This window comes from Paenibacillus sp. P4_E11 (assembly GCF_056401635.1).
Genome location: NZ_JBFUIX010000046.1, coordinates 1 through 16,145, shown reverse-complemented (window position 1 = coordinate 16,145; position 16,145 = coordinate 1). Strand labels below are relative to the sequence as shown.

Below are 16,145 nucleotides of genomic sequence, written 5' to 3'. Positions count from 1 at the left end.
TTTTATACTTACTATAATTTAGTGGTATAATGGGGTGGTTGTAGAAGTCAATTCACACATGCTGAAGGAGGAGTGTAACTCATGTACGAAATCGCTATTATCGGAGCAGGACCTGCTGGCGCAAGCGCCGCAATCTTCGCTGCCAAGGCAGGCAAGAAAACATTAATCGTGGACAGCGACCAAAGTGTGACCAAGCGAGCTTGGATCGAGAACCACTATGGTGTCAAAGAAACAACGGGTCCTGATCTGGTGGAGATTGGCAAGCAGCAAGCGGCCAAGTTCGGCGCCGAGTTGGTAAAGGGGAAAGTGACGAACGTCACGGCTGCATCCGAAGGGTTTACTGTTACGACTGAAGAAGGCTCCTACGAGGCCAAGCATGTACTACTCGCAACCGGTATGTTCACAGATTTGGCGGAAGCAATCGGGGTCACGACTATACCTGGAACCGAGCCACGGATCAAGACGATCGTTCAGACAGACGGAACAGGAAAAACGAATATTAACGGTATCTGGGTCGCTGGCACGATCGCTGGAGTCAGTATGCACACAATCATCACCGCTGGTGACGGAGCCAAGGTAGCGATCAATATCATAAGTGAACTGAACGGCGCTCGTTATGTCGATCACGATGTGTTGAAAGCCTAATCATACTTAGCTACATGTTGAAGGCAGCCCTCTACAGGACTGCCTTCTCTTATTCCTACCTATTTTTTAGGAGTCTGTCGGAGGATCTGGTTATCGTGAATATTTATTCATAGGGTTATGGAGGGACAAGGGAATGGTACGTAAAGTATACGGTCGCCTTTGAAATCAAATTGTTACCACAAGATAAATTAAAAACAATTTGGATTTCAACAGCGGTGGAGTGCCATCCCTTTCCCGCAATAACCGCAACAATGAATAAATCTTCACGAATATGCTTTCGCTGGGCAGACTCCTAACCCAGAACCTGCTCCACGAACACATCCACTAGCTCCGAATTGAACGAAACCGCCTTCTGACTTAGCAGGAAGTCAACGGCCTGTTCCGAGGTCCACGCTTCCTTGTACGCTCGGCGACTTGTCAGCGCGTCATACACATCGACGATCGACACGATCTGCGCCTCCAGCGGAATATCTGCACCTGACAGCCCGTACGGATACCCCGATCCGTCCCATTTCTCATGATGATACGCAATAATATTCCGAGCCACTTGCAGCTCCTGCGTCATCAACTCGTCATCAAGCTCATGCGAGATTTTGTTCAGTATATCAACGCCAATCAGCGGATGAGTCTCTACAATGTTACGCTCGTAAGAGGTGAGCTTGCCGGGTTTGTAGAGGATCCCTTCGGGAATACCCGACTTGCCGATGTCGTGCATGATGCTCGCGTTGACGATATGCTGCTTGTAATCACCGCTCATCTTACTATCCGATTCATCGGTGAATGCTTGCAACAAGGCAGCCGTCCACTCCTGCACACGTGTCAGATGCTCTTCAATGGCCGGGTCGCGGATTTCGCAGGAAATCGCAAGCACCTTCAGGATTTCGCCCTGGATTTTACTTTTCCGAGATTCCGACAAATAAACGCCTTCCGACAATTGATTCATATCCCGGAATACGCCCACCAAGTATGTTTCTTCATCCAAGACGATCGGAGTAATCGTAATATGCGAGTGCCAGATTTCCCTCGATTTCTTGCGATTGATGAACACACCTGACCACGGCTTGTTATCCGCAAGCATCGCCTTCATCTGCTGATAAGTAGTCCGCGGCGTCAACTTGGATTTGAGAAACCCGGCCTTCAGGCCGACAATCTGACTGTGCTCGAAGCCCGTTAACTCTTCATATTTGTCATTCACGCCAAGCACAAGATGGGCATGGTCGGTAATGATGACGGCGTCCGCCAGTTGGAGAAAATAGCTTAATTCCTGTCGCATGTGTCCCTAATCGCTCCTGTAGCCTTATTGGTAAGTTGGTGCACTACTAGGATATTAGCGGATTCGACCATAATCCCTCTTTGTCTGCAGGCCCACATGTGAAATCTTCGTGAAAAATGAGTAAAGACCGAACAGCAAAGTCGCTAAGCAAACAGTGTATAAATCACACCAACCCCAACAATGTAACCTGTCAGGCTCACTGTGATGGCAGGCATACGCTTGTCCCGTGCTATGCTATGTATGTCATGCGAAGCCATCACCGTGGACAGCAGTGTCGTCAGCAGCCCGATCATCAAGAGGAAGAGGGAGAACTTGATCGAGACAAATAAGAGAATGGCGGCCACTATATACCCCACACCGAATGTCAGTTGCATCGCTCCCAAATAAGTGACGATCTCTTTGATTCCCGCCTTGCGCGTCCCCAGCCAGTTCCCAACAGCCCCCAAGATCGCTAACAAGCCAATCATGGAAACGAGACCTATCAGCAGAGCGTTCGGAGCGATCGATACCTTCTTTTTGATCGTAGAGCCCACGCCGAAAAAGTCCAGTCCTCCCAATGCGGAAGAAATCGCGTCAACGAGACCTTTTTGCAACGCCAATGCCCATAGAAAGAAGCCGAGAACGGAGACGACCATACCGAGCACGCCGTACAGGATATCCTTGGTCGGGTCCAATTGCAGGCTGGAGTACGGATTCTTCAGAAGCTTCAACAACACTCCATTATTCAGTGTATAGCTTCCGATGACAAATTCGCCCTTCTGAGCAACAGTTGCGGTAGCTGCCAATTCCTGAGCTGTGCAATCGTGCGACTCTCCCTCCGTAATAGGGTTGCCGCATTGTGTGCAATAGGCCATGATTTTTCCTCCTAAATGTTCCAATGATTTACTTAGGAGGACATATTCTGCATACCCCTTCCATATTCCTCCTTGCCGGACATGCGCTCTACAAGACCTTGTACGACAAGCAAGCCCTCAATTAAAAAAGAGCCGAAACGAGGTGACTCTCACATCGGCGGACAGCCCTAGGAGGATGATTCGAGCAAATGCAGAAGAAGCGCCTTCTGCACATGCATGCGATTCTCGGCCTGCTGATAGATGATCGATTTCTCGGATTCGACCAGATCTTCGGCAATTTCGAACCCGGGATGAATCGGCATATCATGCATAATATAAGGTGAATACCCCTGAAGATGATCGCGGTTCAGTTGGAAGGGCAGCATCGTCCGAAGGCGTCGTTCCTTCTCGTCCTGGTAATCCGGGTCGCTATAAAACTCCATATCGATCCAGGTGTCTGTGTATACATAATCCGACTGGGCAACGGCCGTAGATAAGCTGTCCATCTCCGTTACATAGCCGCTGCTATAGGCAGCTTGCATCAAGGACTCGTCCCACGAGGGCTCATTCACAATCGGCGTCACGAGAATCAGGTGGATGCCCAACGTCATACAGCCTGCCACAAGTGAATTCGCCACATTGTTATGTATCCCCACGTACGTTAGAGTGATCCCTTCGAACGTCCCGGACACCTCATAGATCGTCATGAGATCGGCCAATGCCTGGCAGGGGTGGTATTTGTCACAACATCCGTTAATGACAGGTACGTTGGAATATTGGGCCAGTTGAAGGAGATCGGAATGGTTCTTGAGCCTGGCCATGATGATATCGCAATTTCTCGAGACATACCGGGCCTCGTATTGGATGGGAGAAAGGCTGAAGTTGCTCGAATCCCAATCCATCGTAACCGGGTAACCACCCATCTGCTGAATCCCCGATTGAAAGGAAAGATAAGTCCGTGTCGAAGTTTTCTGAAACAGCATCAGAAGCCCTTTTCGATAGCATGCTTGGTAGTAGGCTTCCGGATGGCGCTTGATCTCCAGTCCCTTATGAATAATCGCTTGTAGATCAGCCTTACTGAGCTCCTGCAATGTTAAAAGATGGTTCACAATTGCACCTCGTAATGTATATTTATTATTATTAATGAATAATTATACATAATATATGGGTTTCTTTTTCTTGTCAACCCGGCAGGAACATCCCGCATGGAACCGAATTTATTATAGAGGGTGTGGATATTAACAATCTTCAGATCGAAGACAAGAGGACCGAACCAAGCACGCGTACGGAAAATCGTGGATATAATCAGGAGGATACTATGGAGCAGCCAGAATCGAAGAAAGCCCTATTAACGAGCATCGATGCGGTATACATTCCGGTTACGGACAAGCAGCGCTCCACCGTGTGGTTCGTCGAGCACTTTGGACTCCTCGTAGAGGGCGATCACTTGCTGGCAGGAAAACAAGAAATATTCCTGCTGGAATGCACGCCGAAGCAAACGTTGAATTTCCACACCGGTGATTGGATCGCGGGCGTAACGCATTATGAAATGCCGGCAATCTGCTTCCAGACGTCCGATATCGCACAGCTGTACGAGTACACGAGAAGTCATAACATTGAAGTCGACGAACTGCTCGATCAGAGCTGGTACTGGGAATTCAATTTCTACGATCCCGATTGGAACAAATTCAAGGTGTGGCAGCCCAAGAGTTGAATCCATGCAAGGTGCGTACGCAATATGGATAGGTACAATTGTATAGGTAACAAAAAACGCCTGCAGCGCGCACATGAAAGTGCAGCTTAAGGCGTTTCTTTTTGGGTGGCGTCATTTCGGCAAGTCCCGAGGTCCCAGGCCCCCCTAACCCATTTAACCCAGTTTCACGTCCACATGTATGTCAGCCTCGAATATACGGTTCCAAGGCAGACTTACAGACGCTAGCCGCACATCTCGAACGAGAAGCCCGGCAGCCGCCGATTCTGCATTCACAAGCAGTGGCTTCGTGGCCGCGAACAGCTCCTCCATACGCTCCGCGACGAGCGCATTGACCTGGTCATAGTGTGATTCCAGATCCCACGGGCTGACGGGCAAATGGGACACGATCCACTTGTGCGTTTCCCCCCGGACCTGGGCCTGATAGCCCCATTCGTCCAGCAAGCGTGACAGCAAGAATGAGGTATGCACCTCATTCGCCTTCACGACAACGTCCGTCTTGGAAGTCATGTTGATGTCGATGTCGATATCCATGCCCACCCCAATACCTGACAGGTCATACAGCGTGCGGGCCACCGCCTGGGAAATGCAAGTGCCTAGCGTATTGCCCGCCGTATTCCAGCCCGCATAACCGTACAGCCGGGTAAAAAGTCGCTCGTCTAGCAAATACCGCACAAGCTCCATATCCGACGCATTCGGCAGCGCGACGTCTGCAATCGCCACCCGGCGGCCCTGCTTGATATAATACCGAGCGTTCTCCACCAGATCGGTGAGCAAATGCCTCGAATCGAAACACGCTTTCACCTCCTGCGATTCTTTGCCATCATTGTTCATGTGCATCATGGGCGGGTTCACGGCCAGAATCAAGTCCGAGTCCAGCGGCGAGTCGACGATCACGGTACCGGCCGCCCAGAGATGGGCTTTCACCGTCTCCTCTATTGGACGATCCTCATACTTCGGAATGGCAAGCTTGCCGGACTCCGATGTGAACCGTACGAACACTTTGACCTTGCGCTTGCCGAGTGTTTGCAACATGCGGGCAAGCAACGTCTGCGTCGCTTCATCCGCGCCCGGATACAGAATGGACTTCGCCTGCGCATGACGTTCGTACATGTATCGTTGCAGCTCCATCTGCTCGGAGATATGCACGCCGACGGCGCTCGCATCCTCTTGCGTAATGTTCAAGTAATCAATGACGCCCTCAGCCGCCCAATCAATCAACAGCTTATGGATGAACATATTTCGCTTGCGCGCCTGCAGGAAGTCTTCCAGAATTTCAGCCGGAATCTGCGCCTGCACTTGGGCTAATTCCGCTTCCAGCCCGACCTCCCTCAAGCGGTGGTGCCGGTCGAATAGCTCCGAATACTGCTGCACCAACTCCTTATAATGCACGTATTCAGCATTTCTCCCGGTGATCGTAATCCCCATAAGCACGCTGGAGACGAACAGCGGCTTGTTCGGATGCTTCTCCTTGATCGTCCGCAGCACGTCCAACGTTTCCTTGGCCTGCTCCAACGTCCGCTCGTTCGTCCGCGAGGCGATCAAGCCACCGAAGGCGAGCTGATCCGCTGCCACTACCAAGCCGTCCGCCTGTTCGGCGGCCGCGAGCAGCCAATCGCGGATACTGGCACAGCTCCCGGACTTCATAAACTTCCCCAGCAGCTCGATCGGGGGCGTATGCAGTTGCACGCCCGCAATCGCGGCGATTTGCTGAGGGAACCATTGGCAGCACGGACGGCTATCCAATGGAACCAGTGCGATATGAGGTTGCCTCGTCATGTGATTACACTCCCTTTCTTGAGTTCAATTCCCAAGTGGCCCGCCAGCGGAATAACGTATTTTTCTCTTTGAATGTATTCAGCAATAAAATTCATCTATTGGTTTGGCATCTTCAGGTTCAACTCACCCACTCAGTCCTGCTGAACCGCCAATTGCGTATCTACGTTTTTTGCGAATGTGAGCGCTCCCATTTAAAAAAGCTCAGCGCAACAACTGGTCTAATCCGAGGCGAAACCTGCGGGTCGCTTCATATATGGAGCCCGTGTCGTTGCCGGTCACCATCGCGCCGATCATCACACCACCAACGCCCGCCAGTTGAAGCGCTTCGAGTTCTTCGACTCGTATGCTGCGCTGGCTGGGTACGATAACTGGCTTGCCCGATCGTTCCACCAACCACCGGTATTGCAGCAAATCCTGGATGGACAGCGGGCTTCCATACTCCTGAGCGGGAACGATGGAAGCCTCCAACATCTCGATCGGTAAGGAACGATAAGCGGACACGGCCCCTTCCTCATAGTCGCCATTCACGGCTATCATCTTACTGATCTCGTTGTTGCTGAGCAGCCAGCCTGGCGCATGGTGTGCGTACAAGGACACGAAATCCGCACCGGCCACCACCAGCTGATTCACTTCCTCCTGCGTGACCTTCTGGATCGAGTCCCCTACTACCGCGCCGATCGGACCTTCAAAGGACCTGCACATGTCGGAGAGCAGCTCGCCATATTCGGTGGTAGAGCCGAATTGTGTCCCACTCGCGCGATGCTCGATGTTGAAATGAATCTTGATCGCGTCGGCTCCACCCTCTACCGCAGCCTGAAACAGCTCCAGAGAGTTGCCGGGCAGGCTGACGATCAACGCCGTCTTCTGTTGAAGCATCTGAACTAGCTTGTTCATAGCGACCTCCTATTTGTCCATTTGGGAGCGCTCCCGGTTCGGGAGGCAAATAAATTGTAACAATCCCTCCTAATGTTGTCAATTCTATTTCCATGACGTTTTGCTCCGCTCTTGAAGGCGCTGACGCTTCCAACACCGTTAATTGGATAGTAGAAGTCACCACATAAAAGTTGACGAGTTACTCGATCAGAGCTGGTACTGGGAATTCAATTTCATATATTGGCACGCGGGCGATTGTTCCGCATCGCAGGCACCAATTTCACCTCTTCCTCGTGGCCCCCAACAAAATGCTGATAATGTTCAGACTCGATTGGAACGAGCGCAACCTTACCCGCCTTGTTGAAATGCAAGCCCCACCCGAACTTCTTGGGCAGCATCGATGCTCGCAAGCAAGGCATCGGCACTTGGTAGAATTCGTCTCGGAGCTGCGTCCCATGCGCCTCGAGCTCCTCTGGCGCAATGGCTTTGTGACGAATATGCACTTCAAACAGCAGCTCTTCCTGGGTGTAGATATACGGATTCGCGGAGACCAATTCGAACTCAATGCCGGCTTTCGTCTTCCCACCCTTCTTGTCTGGCGGAACCGTACCCTTCGAGGCCGGACAATCCGCAGCGACTGTGATGAATGTATTGTAGTAATTCCATTCCATCCTGATCCCTCCTGCTCTTTCTGTGAATTGACAATGCTCCAGCAATCCTATAATATTCTGTCCAACATCGCTTACAGGGCGAACGCGCGCATCGCGCATAAGGGGGTCCCATTCCATGCAATCAGACGGTTCCAAGAGCAAGGACAAGGACAAGATTAGAGCGATCATTACCGGCGCTACAGGAATGGTCGGTGAAGGCGTCTTGCATGAATGCTTGCTCGATCCCAATGTGGAACAGGTGTTAGTTATCACCCGCAGGCCCTGTGGAATGTCGCACCCCAAATTATCAGAAATTATCCACGATAACTTCCTTGACCTCTCTCCGATCGAGTCTCATCTAAGCGGTTACAATGCTTGTTTCTTCTGCCTGGGCGTCTCCTCGGTCAGGAAGACGGAAGCTGAGTATACACGGTTAACATATGACCTTACTATGCACGTCGCGGGCTTGCTCGCCAGATTGAATCCCGACATGGTGTTCTGCTACGTAACCGGAATGGGAACCGATAGTACGGAACACGGCAAGAGCATGTGGGCCCGAGTCAAGGGCCGAACGGAAAACGCCATCTTGCGCCTGCCCTTCAAACGAGCATATATGTTCCGTCCTGGCTATATGCAGCCTATCCCGGGGTTGAACAATGCTCAACCCTACTATCGCTACATGGGTTGGATGTATCCTGTTCTGAGGCGGCTATTCCCAAATGTCGTCATATCACTCCGCGAAGTAAGCACGGCGATGATTCATAGCGTGCATGCCGACTATGAGAAGACGATTATTGACCACAAGGATATGGTCCGATTAGCCAATCTCCCTGAGTGAATACGCGTTAATTACAGGCCGGGTGCTAACTCACCCGGTCCATTAATTGTGTCAAGCCTTCATCGCTTCGGCCATGGAATCAAGCTTAACGATCGTATTCAAGTTCCGCGATGTCACGGTGTTCCCCAGCTTCTGCAAGCCTTTGGCCAGTCTCGAATCGAGCACACTTTGCCGGAACAGGAAATAAACCTGTTGGTCAAGCACCTCGTACTCATCCATTCCATCATTCGCTTCCGATAGGATGCGGAGCACTTCGGGTGAAGGTTCTTCAGTCAGCAAAGAAATATGAATGCTCTGCCCCTCCGATAGTGCAGTCTGCTGGAACGGGCAATTCTCGATAAGCTGACGCCATTGTTCGGCCGTTCGCAATACTATAGTCACCGAAAAGCCGAACCTCGATTGGAACTCCCGTTCGATTCGCTCACGTAATAGTTCCGCCGATTGTGCCGATTCGAATACTACATTGCCGCTCTGAATATAGGTCTTCACTTGGCCTAAGCCCATCGTTTCCAGCATGTTTTTCAATTCCGGCATCTTGACCATGTTCTTCCCGCCTACATTAATCCCACGCAACAGCGCGATATAAACCGCCATTCTCTCACCCCTTCATCTATGGCTTGTACAACCAGTCCTCTATCTCGATTATGCACAATGTACACGACATCCGACAAACATGTATTGTAAAAAAGCGACAATTACCACGATCGTATCGGCAGGGGTCAAGTTGTATGTTACACTAAATAAATCAACTATCATCGTCATTCAGACAGGGGAGAAACAAGGATGAAGCTGGTATCCTGGAATGTGAATGGGTTAAGGGCATGTGTCAATAAAGGTTTTGAACAATATTTCAAGGAGACGGATGCGGACATATTTTGTATCCAGGAGACGAAGCTGCAAGAAGGCCAGATTAACCTGGAGCAGGATGGCGCTTATTCGCAATATTGGAACTATGCTGTGAAGAAGGGTTACTCTGGAACGGCTGTCTTCACCAAGCAACAGCCGCTTTCCGTACGATATGGCATCGAAGAAGACGAAGAACCTGAAGGTCGGATCATTACGCTGGAGTTCGACACCTTCTATCTCGTTAATGTATATACGCCGAATGCCAAGCGCGATCTGACCCGGTTGGACTATCGGATGGAATGGGAAGACCGCTTCCGCACGTATCTGCTGCAACTGGATGCTCTGAAGCCGGTAATCGTGTGCGGGGACTTGAATGTCGCTCACCAGGAGATTGATCTGAAGAACGCCAAGTCCAATCGCAACAACTCCGGATTCACCTTGGAGGAGCGGGGCAAAATGACGCAACTGCTGGAAGCCGGATTCCTCGATTCGTATCGGTTCTTCTACCCCGATAAGGATGACGCTTATACGTGGTGGTCGAATATGCCCAAGGTGAGAGAACGGAATGTGGGTTGGCGTATTGATTATTTCCTCGCCTCCTCTCGACTGGGCCCATTCTTAACAGACGCACAGATCGATGCGCATGTATTAGGCAGCGATCATTGCCCGGTTGTGCTACATATTGCGGAGCTGGCTGGCGGTTCGGACACTTAGGCTTTTCATGCTTGCGCACTATATCGCGTCGTGATATGTAACGAATCGGGACTTGAAGCGCAAGAAGAACGGTCATGAATGAACACGAATCGCAGCGAAAAAAAAGGCGGTGAATGTCTGCAATCAGACGTCACCGCCTTTCCTGTGAACCCGTTCGTCGCATCACCAGCCAAAATCCAGCGTTTTTCCTGTCTCGGCATATGTCTTGACATTACTTAAAATCATAGGCCAACTATCGTTGGTACTTGCGTAGGAAGGATGGTCCGCCGGCCACTTATCGTTAATCAGCGTTAGCTTCGTACAATTGCCAACCGCCTCTAATGTCAGTGTAACTCTCGTCTCCAGTTCAGCATGATTGTCGCGATACGTGGGGCCGGGATGTTCGGTATAACTCATCAATTTATTCTCCTCGAACGCGAGCACGGTCCCATAGACGTGAACCGTCTCCTCACCATCGTTGCCTGGTCCTTTGTAGGCATAAGGAGACCCAATTTCGAATGTAGAATCGAGAATGCATCCGAAGAAGATCGCCTTCGTTCCTTCCGGCGTTACGAATACGCGCCATACGTCTTCCGGCTTGGCTCCGATATACTGCACATACTTGAGATCGTCCATCATGTAGCCTCCATTACATTAGTGATTGATTGCTGGAGAAGCATCTACCTGCTAGACTTAATATAGAGCATTTGAACTTCTCATGTATTGTAAATTCGCGACAAGCCGTTCAGATGAGGAGAGAATCTATGAAATCAACAGACCATTCGTCCACCAGGGGCATCCTGCAGTCGGAAGCCGGCATGCGGAATTTCTCTCTTATGCGCTATGAGCCTGCTCCGGAATTAGCCTCGTTGATAGAGCATTATTGGGTAGTACGCTGGGACTTGCGGGGACAATCCCCTTATGAGCAAACGATCTTGTCGTATCCCAACATTAACCTATCTTTCGAGAAAACGTCCAGCGGACTGTTTACCGGGGTCTACGGCGTTCCAAGCTCCAAGTTTACTCGTTTTCTCCAAGACGAAGGTACGGTACTGGGCGTTAAGTTCCGGTCTGGAGGATTTTATCCGTTCTGGAAGCAGCCGGTCTCCAAGCTTACCGATCACATCCTCCCTTTCCGGGACGTATTCGGGATTGAAGCTACTGAGCTGGAGGAGCGAATATGGGCCCAGGAAGATGGGGACCAGATGGCCCGACTTGCAGAGCTCTACTTGCTCGAGCATCTTCCCGAAAAGGACGAGCGGGTTGAATTGATCAATCGAATCGTTGAAACCGCCATCCATGATCGGGAGATCGTTCGAGTGGAGGATATTGCGAGCCGATTCGACATAAGCATGCGAACCTTGCAGCGTCTATTCAGTCGCTACGTCGGAGTCAGCCCGAAATGGGTCATTCAGCGGTATCGTCTCCAAGAGGCAGCCGATCGAATGGAACAAGGCGAGATCACAGACTGGCCGAAGTTATCGCAAGACTTGGGCTACTACGATCAAGCCCATTTCATCAAAGACTTCAAAGCACTGATCGGCAAATCGCCCGAAGAATATATGAAGGCGATACGGCACGAATGAGCGCTCCAGTTAAGTGAAAGCAAATCAAGCAACAATACGACCGGGAAGGCTTCCCGGTCGTGTAACGGATACTTATTAACGATAGAATGGGTAATCTACTGTTGTAGGTACTTCAATTAGAATAAGCCGCATTAGCTCCTCACCCGTGTTGCGCAAGACGACTTCGGTATCGAGATCGACAGCGCCCAGGATGAAGTCCTTGTGATTAAAGTCTACACCCTGCGCTTCACCTGCATTCATCCAAGTACCGTGTCCACGAATCGCAAGTGCAGTTAAAGTATGCCCCGCAGCTGTCGTATGCGTATAGTGTGCACCCGCTTCGACCTCCACATCCCACATTTTGGCGTCGGCCACCAATTCGACTGGAGCTCCCTCGCCGATAACCGTCTTCACTTGTGTACCTGACCCAGCCTGTGTAGGGAATACCGGATGCTCATACTGCCGATAAGTAGGCTGTCTGGTGACCGCTTCGTTCAGATAGGGCTCGAACCAGATCTGGAAGAGCTCTGAGTCCGCAGCTATCTTCTCTTGATGGCTTACCCCGGAGCCTGTCTGCATAACCTGAACCCCACCCGCACCTACTTCGCTATTCGTACCTAATGTATCTCCATGCACACTCTTACCTTGAACCACATAAGTCATGATCTCGAATCCTTGATGCGGATGTAGTCCGATCATCGCCTCTTCGCTCGACGTCGCCCACGCCCAGTAAAATAACGGACCGACACGTTTTACAACGGAGCCTTCCCTTGGAAAGCCGATCGGTTTTTGCTCCTGAATCTTCCCGCCATCAAATTGGCCTGTTGCTTGCATAGTAGGTGTGTATACACGTGTTTGCATCTGATATGCCTCCTAGTGATATGGAATGGGTGGATTATAAAAAACGGTTGTAGCTGACGAACTCTCCGACGGGCTTCCGATAACCGCGCGGGCGCTGCCTTGCCGTGTCTTCTTTGCCAATGGCAATGAGCATAACAGGTACATAGCGATCCGGCACCTGAACAATATCTTGCACAACTGCTGGGTCAAATCCGATCATAGGACAAGTATCCCACCCCTTCTCCTTGGCCGCAAGCATGAACAACTGAGCGGATAGACTCGCATTGYGGATCGCTTCTTCCCGCATAAACACGTCTCCCCTTGACTCGTAGAACGACGTAACAGATTCCACTTCCTGGTCATATTCCTGCTTGCTGATCACGTTCAGATGAAGCAGCCCTTCGTTGATGGTCGACACATTGCGGTATGCATCCATGTGACCGAACACTAGAACGACGGCGGAAGCCGATTGAATCTTGTATTGCTTGTACGCGGCATCGTATACCTTCTCCTTCACTTGCTTATCTTGAACAACCACATAGTGCGTATGCTGTAGATTAAAAGCTGATGGCGCATATTTCACCAAGCTGAATATGTCTTCCAACTCTTGTTGCGGTAGCTCGATATTCGGAATAAATTTGACCGCTGACCTGCGTTCCTTAACAACTTGACTGAACTCACTCATCTTAGATTACCCCTTCATTTATCTCATATTCAAATTTCTTTAATTCAAGATATTTGGCATGAAAAAGCGACTAGCTGTTCTTCGCTCCTTTACCCAATAGCTTGAGCAGTTCAATCGCTTGTCGCTTCTGATCCGAGGTAAGACCGCTCATCAGTTCGTGGATATAWGCCACATGCTGGGGAAAAATATGATCGAATAATTCGCTCCCAGCTGCTGTAAGCTCTGCATAAACGACTCTACGATCTTCCGTGCAGGGTACGCGCTGTAACAGCTTCTTCTGCTCAAGCTTGTCTATGTTGTATGTGATCGTTCCGCTTGTAATCAATATCTTCTCTCCTACTTGCTGCAGCGGAACTCGCCCCTTGGAATACAGCACCTCAAGAATTCCAAATTCCGAAGGAGATAAGTTGTACTTCTTGGCATCACGAGATGTCTTCTCCATTAAGGACTTGTACGCCTTGGACAGGACTACGAACAACTTAAGCGATTCGTTCTGACCCTCATCGACTGACATTGGCAACTCAACCACCTCCTGCAATTTACTTTAAATTCATTTATCTTGATTTAAAGATATATCAATAGCATCCAATTGTCAACACCTTTTCTTTATTTGACACCCGCATGGACTTGTAACTCTTGAAAAACGTTCGAATAACGACCTCAGCCATAAGCAGCCGGAAAGTTCTACAATATCCAATAAGACCAAGCGCTTGTGGCACTCGGTCTTTCTTCAGGTTATGACTATTGTCTTATACCATCATCCGAATACGATGATATATCCGTCCGGGTCCTGGATATACAGGTTTTTGAAAAGCACCCCATTGCTATGTGTCGATTCTATAGGTCCCAGGATAATGTTAGCTCCGCTTGCTCTCATTTCTGCTACCAACGCATCGAACTCTTCATAATCCACATGAACAAACGTATCCCACCCCAGATCAGGGCCTTGCCAATCTGTCGGATATGTATCTCGCTTCGCTGACACCTGGTTCGGCCTGACCTCACTCTTATCCCGGGCTTGCTGAAGAATTAATTTCATTCCCCCTCGATTGGCATGCCCCCAACCACTCGTCTCACAACCTAGTACCTCCCGATAATAAGCAAGAGATTTCTGAAGATCTGATACCAGTCTCACTTGTAACCCGTCGTAGAAAGTTGCTTTCTTGTTGTTCTCGTCCATTGGTCAACCACTCCCATACTGAAATTTTTTCACAATCGTGTGAATTCCATATATAGACGAACGGCACATCTGAAATCCGTCGCATCATAATAAATATTATTCTGGGAGACGATACCGATCTGCCCTCTGATTCTCACCCACCAAAAATGGACACAACTAAGCACGATACAAAAGTTATACCGGATAGAGGGGTCATGACGAGTTTCTCCCCTCTGCTTTTCGATGCGAGATTCCCTAATGTGTTCAGACCCAGGAAGATCGTAATGATCCATACCCATATATGTGTAGGTATAAGGGTGCCGCTGATCGAAACCACTTTCGTATGTATTAATAAGACAAAGCCCATAAACAATAGAAGAATGGCCGATGGTAGACTCATCCAACGGAATATCGGCGGCAACACTCCCTTGTGCCTCCCGCCCCAGCTGTACTCCCCTAGTGGAAATCCAAGCAAGAGCAAGATTTGAAAGATGGCGACACCCGTTAAAATAACAGTGCCAATGATGGCTGCGATTTGGATGTATTGGGTCTCCATTCGTTGACCTCCTTTCCTGTTATTTTAGAAGAGTAACGTACGTTCGGACCGTAGATCCGTTATATCCGTCCTGAGGTGCCCATATGGATGTTTATCGGACACAGATTCCGTTATTCACAAGACTTGGAGCCGATTTCTACGGATTTACTGCCATTAACGGATCGTATGTCCGTAAGCGGGTGAAATACGGTGTTTTGGAAATGAATAGCGAATCCTATGTCCGTTACTCCGTGGTTTAGACTGTCTGCTTTCTAAAGAGCAACTCATCAAATTTCAGATGTACACCCTTAATGCCTCGGTCTATGTCGTAATTAGAAAGTACCGCTAACGTATATCCGCTGTGCATATACATGTTCAAAAGCGCGCTGACACCAGGGAATCCGCCGTTATGACCTATGATCCTTTCCCCTTGCGTCCTCAAATCCATAAATCCGTATCCGTGCCGCATTTTCATATCCGGGCTCTCCTGCGAAAGGAACTTGTCGGTCGTAGCAAGTGTAGTCCACTCCGGGCTAAGTAACTTGTTTGTGCGGAGCGCAATGTCGAAATGCAGAAGATCCTCTACTGTGGAGTATCCTCCTCCTGCCGGGCCTCCTTTTACGACATGGAGAAATGTATTATTACGCCATGGACCATCATCTTCTGTACCGACGCGAGTATAGCCAACTGCTAGATTAGGAACATCATACTCCAGATCATAACAATCTGTGTTGAGCATATTAGCCGGTACATACACGTTATCTTTTACAAATGAGAAGTAATCCCCTCCTGTCACAGATTCGATAATCGCTCCAAGAATGATGTACCCTGAGTTACTGTATGCCCATTTGGTTCCAGGTTCGAATAATAAGGGGTCTTCGATGAAGAGTGGAATATAATCATCAACACGTTTGAGTTGTGTAAATTTCGCCTTAAATTTATCATTCCAATACAGTCCTGTTCCCGATGTATGCGTCAGCAGATGGTGAATCGTAACTCGGTTAGCCAGATCCGATGGGAAATGAGGCAAGTATTTGCCGATCCTATCATTTACGTTCAACAACCCGTCTTCTGCTAACCTCATGATCGCAACTGCAGTAAACATCTTGTTTACCGAACCCAGATTAAATTTGGTGTCGGTTCGATTCGGAATTCCAAAACCTTTATTCGCAATACCAAATGCTTCCTTATATAGCACTTCCCCATGCTTGGCTACTAGT

Annotated in this window: 19 protein-coding genes; 5 read left to right on the top strand and 14 right to left on the bottom strand. The window is 49.6% G+C overall.

The genetic code is table 11. The annotated features are described in order from the left end of the window. Nucleotides 1-81 precede the first annotated feature (81 nt). Nucleotides 82-645 carry an FAD-dependent oxidoreductase gene (locus tag AC1DWB_RS17940; protein WP_477542451.1) on the top strand — a complete coding sequence of 188 codons (564 nt, stop codon included), beginning with the start codon at nucleotides 82-84 and terminating at the stop codon, nucleotides 643-645. A 292-nt stretch (nucleotides 646-937) separates the two neighbouring features. Here the strand turns inward: AC1DWB_RS17940 and AC1DWB_RS17935 are convergent, their stop codons facing one another. The 3 genes from AC1DWB_RS17935 to AC1DWB_RS17925 all read right to left on the bottom strand — a co-directional run bounded on the left by AC1DWB_RS17935 (nucleotide 938) and on the right by AC1DWB_RS17925 (nucleotide 3,860). Continuing rightward, nucleotides 938-1,918 carry an HD-GYP domain-containing protein gene (locus AC1DWB_RS17935; RefSeq protein WP_477542450.1) on the bottom strand — a complete coding sequence of 327 codons (981 nt, stop codon included), beginning with the start codon at nucleotides 1,916-1,918 and terminating at the stop codon, nucleotides 938-940. Nucleotides 1,919-2,061: 143 nt separating this feature from the next. Further along, on the bottom strand, nucleotides 2,062-2,772 hold the full coding sequence (locus AC1DWB_RS17930; RefSeq protein ID WP_477542449.1) for a hypothetical protein: 711 nt from the start codon (nucleotides 2,770-2,772) through the stop codon (nucleotides 2,062-2,064). 167 nt (nucleotides 2,773-2,939) lie between these two features. Further along, nucleotides 2,940-3,860: a Rossmann-fold NAD(P)-binding domain-containing protein gene (locus AC1DWB_RS17925; protein WP_477542448.1), complete on the bottom strand. Its 921-nt coding sequence runs from the start codon at nucleotides 3,858-3,860 to the stop codon at nucleotides 2,940-2,942. A 209-nt stretch (nucleotides 3,861-4,069) separates the two neighbouring features. Here AC1DWB_RS17925 and AC1DWB_RS17920 point away from each other — a divergent pair, with 209 nt between their 5' ends. After that, nucleotides 4,070-4,465, top strand: coding sequence for a VOC family protein (locus AC1DWB_RS17920; protein WP_477542447.1), 396 nt, complete (start codon nucleotides 4,070-4,072; stop codon nucleotides 4,463-4,465). A gap of 153 nt (nucleotides 4,466-4,618) precedes the next feature. Here AC1DWB_RS17920 and AC1DWB_RS17915 read toward each other — a convergent pair whose 3' ends face one another. The 3 genes from AC1DWB_RS17915 to AC1DWB_RS17905 all read right to left on the bottom strand — a co-directional run bounded on the left by AC1DWB_RS17915 (nucleotide 4,619) and on the right by AC1DWB_RS17905 (nucleotide 7,785). Then, complete coding sequence (locus tag AC1DWB_RS17915; protein WP_477542446.1) at nucleotides 4,619-6,241, bottom strand: DUF4127 family protein; 1,623 nt, start codon at nucleotides 6,239-6,241, stop codon at nucleotides 4,619-4,621. 201 nt (nucleotides 6,242-6,442) lie between these two features. Then, nucleotides 6,443-7,135 (bottom strand): hypothetical protein, encoded by a 693-nt coding sequence (locus AC1DWB_RS17910; RefSeq protein WP_477542445.1) that lies wholly within the window; start codon nucleotides 7,133-7,135, stop codon nucleotides 6,443-6,445. 212 nt (nucleotides 7,136-7,347) lie between these two features. Beyond that, a complete protein-coding gene (locus tag AC1DWB_RS17905) occupies nucleotides 7,348-7,785 on the bottom strand; it encodes a DUF6157 family protein (RefSeq protein ID WP_477542444.1) in 438 nt (145 codons plus the stop codon). A 115-nt stretch (nucleotides 7,786-7,900) separates the two neighbouring features. On the opposite strand from AC1DWB_RS17905, the gene AC1DWB_RS17900 reads away from it, so the two are divergent. Continuing rightward, a complete protein-coding gene (locus AC1DWB_RS17900; RefSeq protein WP_477542443.1) occupies nucleotides 7,901-8,602 on the top strand; it encodes a Rossmann-fold NAD(P)-binding domain-containing protein in 702 nt (233 codons plus the stop codon). Nucleotides 8,603-8,653: 51 nt separating this feature from the next. On the opposite strand, the gene AC1DWB_RS17895 is transcribed toward AC1DWB_RS17900, so the two are convergent. Further along, entirely contained in the window at nucleotides 8,654-9,196 is a 543-nt protein-coding gene (locus tag AC1DWB_RS17895; protein ID WP_477542442.1) for a DUF1697 domain-containing protein, read from the bottom strand. Nucleotides 9,197-9,385: 189 nt separating this feature from the next. Here AC1DWB_RS17895 and AC1DWB_RS17890 point away from each other — a divergent pair, with 189 nt between their 5' ends. After that, nucleotides 9,386-10,162 carry an exodeoxyribonuclease III gene (locus AC1DWB_RS17890; protein ID WP_477542441.1) on the top strand — a complete coding sequence of 259 codons (777 nt, stop codon included), beginning with the start codon at nucleotides 9,386-9,388 and terminating at the stop codon, nucleotides 10,160-10,162. Nucleotides 10,163-10,324: 162 nt separating this feature from the next. On the opposite strand, the gene AC1DWB_RS17885 is transcribed toward AC1DWB_RS17890, so the two are convergent. Then, nucleotides 10,325-10,777: an SRPBCC domain-containing protein gene (locus tag AC1DWB_RS17885; RefSeq protein WP_477542482.1), complete on the bottom strand. Its 453-nt coding sequence runs from the start codon at nucleotides 10,775-10,777 to the stop codon at nucleotides 10,325-10,327. A 128-nt stretch (nucleotides 10,778-10,905) separates the two neighbouring features. Between AC1DWB_RS17885 and AC1DWB_RS17880 the strand changes: the two genes are divergently transcribed. Continuing rightward, nucleotides 10,906-11,727, top strand: a complete 822-nt coding sequence (locus AC1DWB_RS17880; protein ID WP_477542440.1) for a DUF6597 domain-containing transcriptional factor — start codon at nucleotides 10,906-10,908, stop codon at nucleotides 11,725-11,727. A 75-nt stretch (nucleotides 11,728-11,802) separates the two neighbouring features. On the opposite strand, the gene AC1DWB_RS17875 is transcribed toward AC1DWB_RS17880, so the two are convergent. From AC1DWB_RS17875 to AC1DWB_RS17850, 6 genes are all read right to left on the bottom strand, one after another. Then, nucleotides 11,803-12,567: a pirin family protein gene (locus AC1DWB_RS17875; RefSeq protein ID WP_477542439.1), complete on the bottom strand. Its 765-nt coding sequence runs from the start codon at nucleotides 12,565-12,567 to the stop codon at nucleotides 11,803-11,805. Nucleotides 12,568-12,601: 34 nt separating this feature from the next. Beyond that, on the bottom strand, nucleotides 12,602-13,231 hold the full coding sequence (locus tag AC1DWB_RS17870) for a nitroreductase family protein (protein ID WP_477542438.1): 630 nt from the start codon (nucleotides 13,229-13,231) through the stop codon (nucleotides 12,602-12,604). A gap of 70 nt (nucleotides 13,232-13,301) precedes the next feature. Beyond that, on the bottom strand, nucleotides 13,302-13,745 hold the full coding sequence (locus AC1DWB_RS17865; protein WP_477542481.1) for a MarR family winged helix-turn-helix transcriptional regulator: 444 nt from the start codon (nucleotides 13,743-13,745) through the stop codon (nucleotides 13,302-13,304). Between the two features lie 243 nt (nucleotides 13,746-13,988). Beyond that, on the bottom strand, nucleotides 13,989-14,411 hold the full coding sequence (locus AC1DWB_RS17860; RefSeq protein ID WP_477542437.1) for a VOC family protein: 423 nt from the start codon (nucleotides 14,409-14,411) through the stop codon (nucleotides 13,989-13,991). Between the two features lie 133 nt (nucleotides 14,412-14,544). Then, nucleotides 14,545-14,946 (bottom strand): hypothetical protein, encoded by a 402-nt coding sequence (locus AC1DWB_RS17855; protein ID WP_477542436.1) that lies wholly within the window; start codon nucleotides 14,944-14,946, stop codon nucleotides 14,545-14,547. A 235-nt stretch (nucleotides 14,947-15,181) separates the two neighbouring features. Then, on the bottom strand, nucleotides 15,182-16,145 hold a 964-nt coding region (locus AC1DWB_RS17850), incomplete at its 5' end, for a serine hydrolase domain-containing protein (protein WP_477542435.1).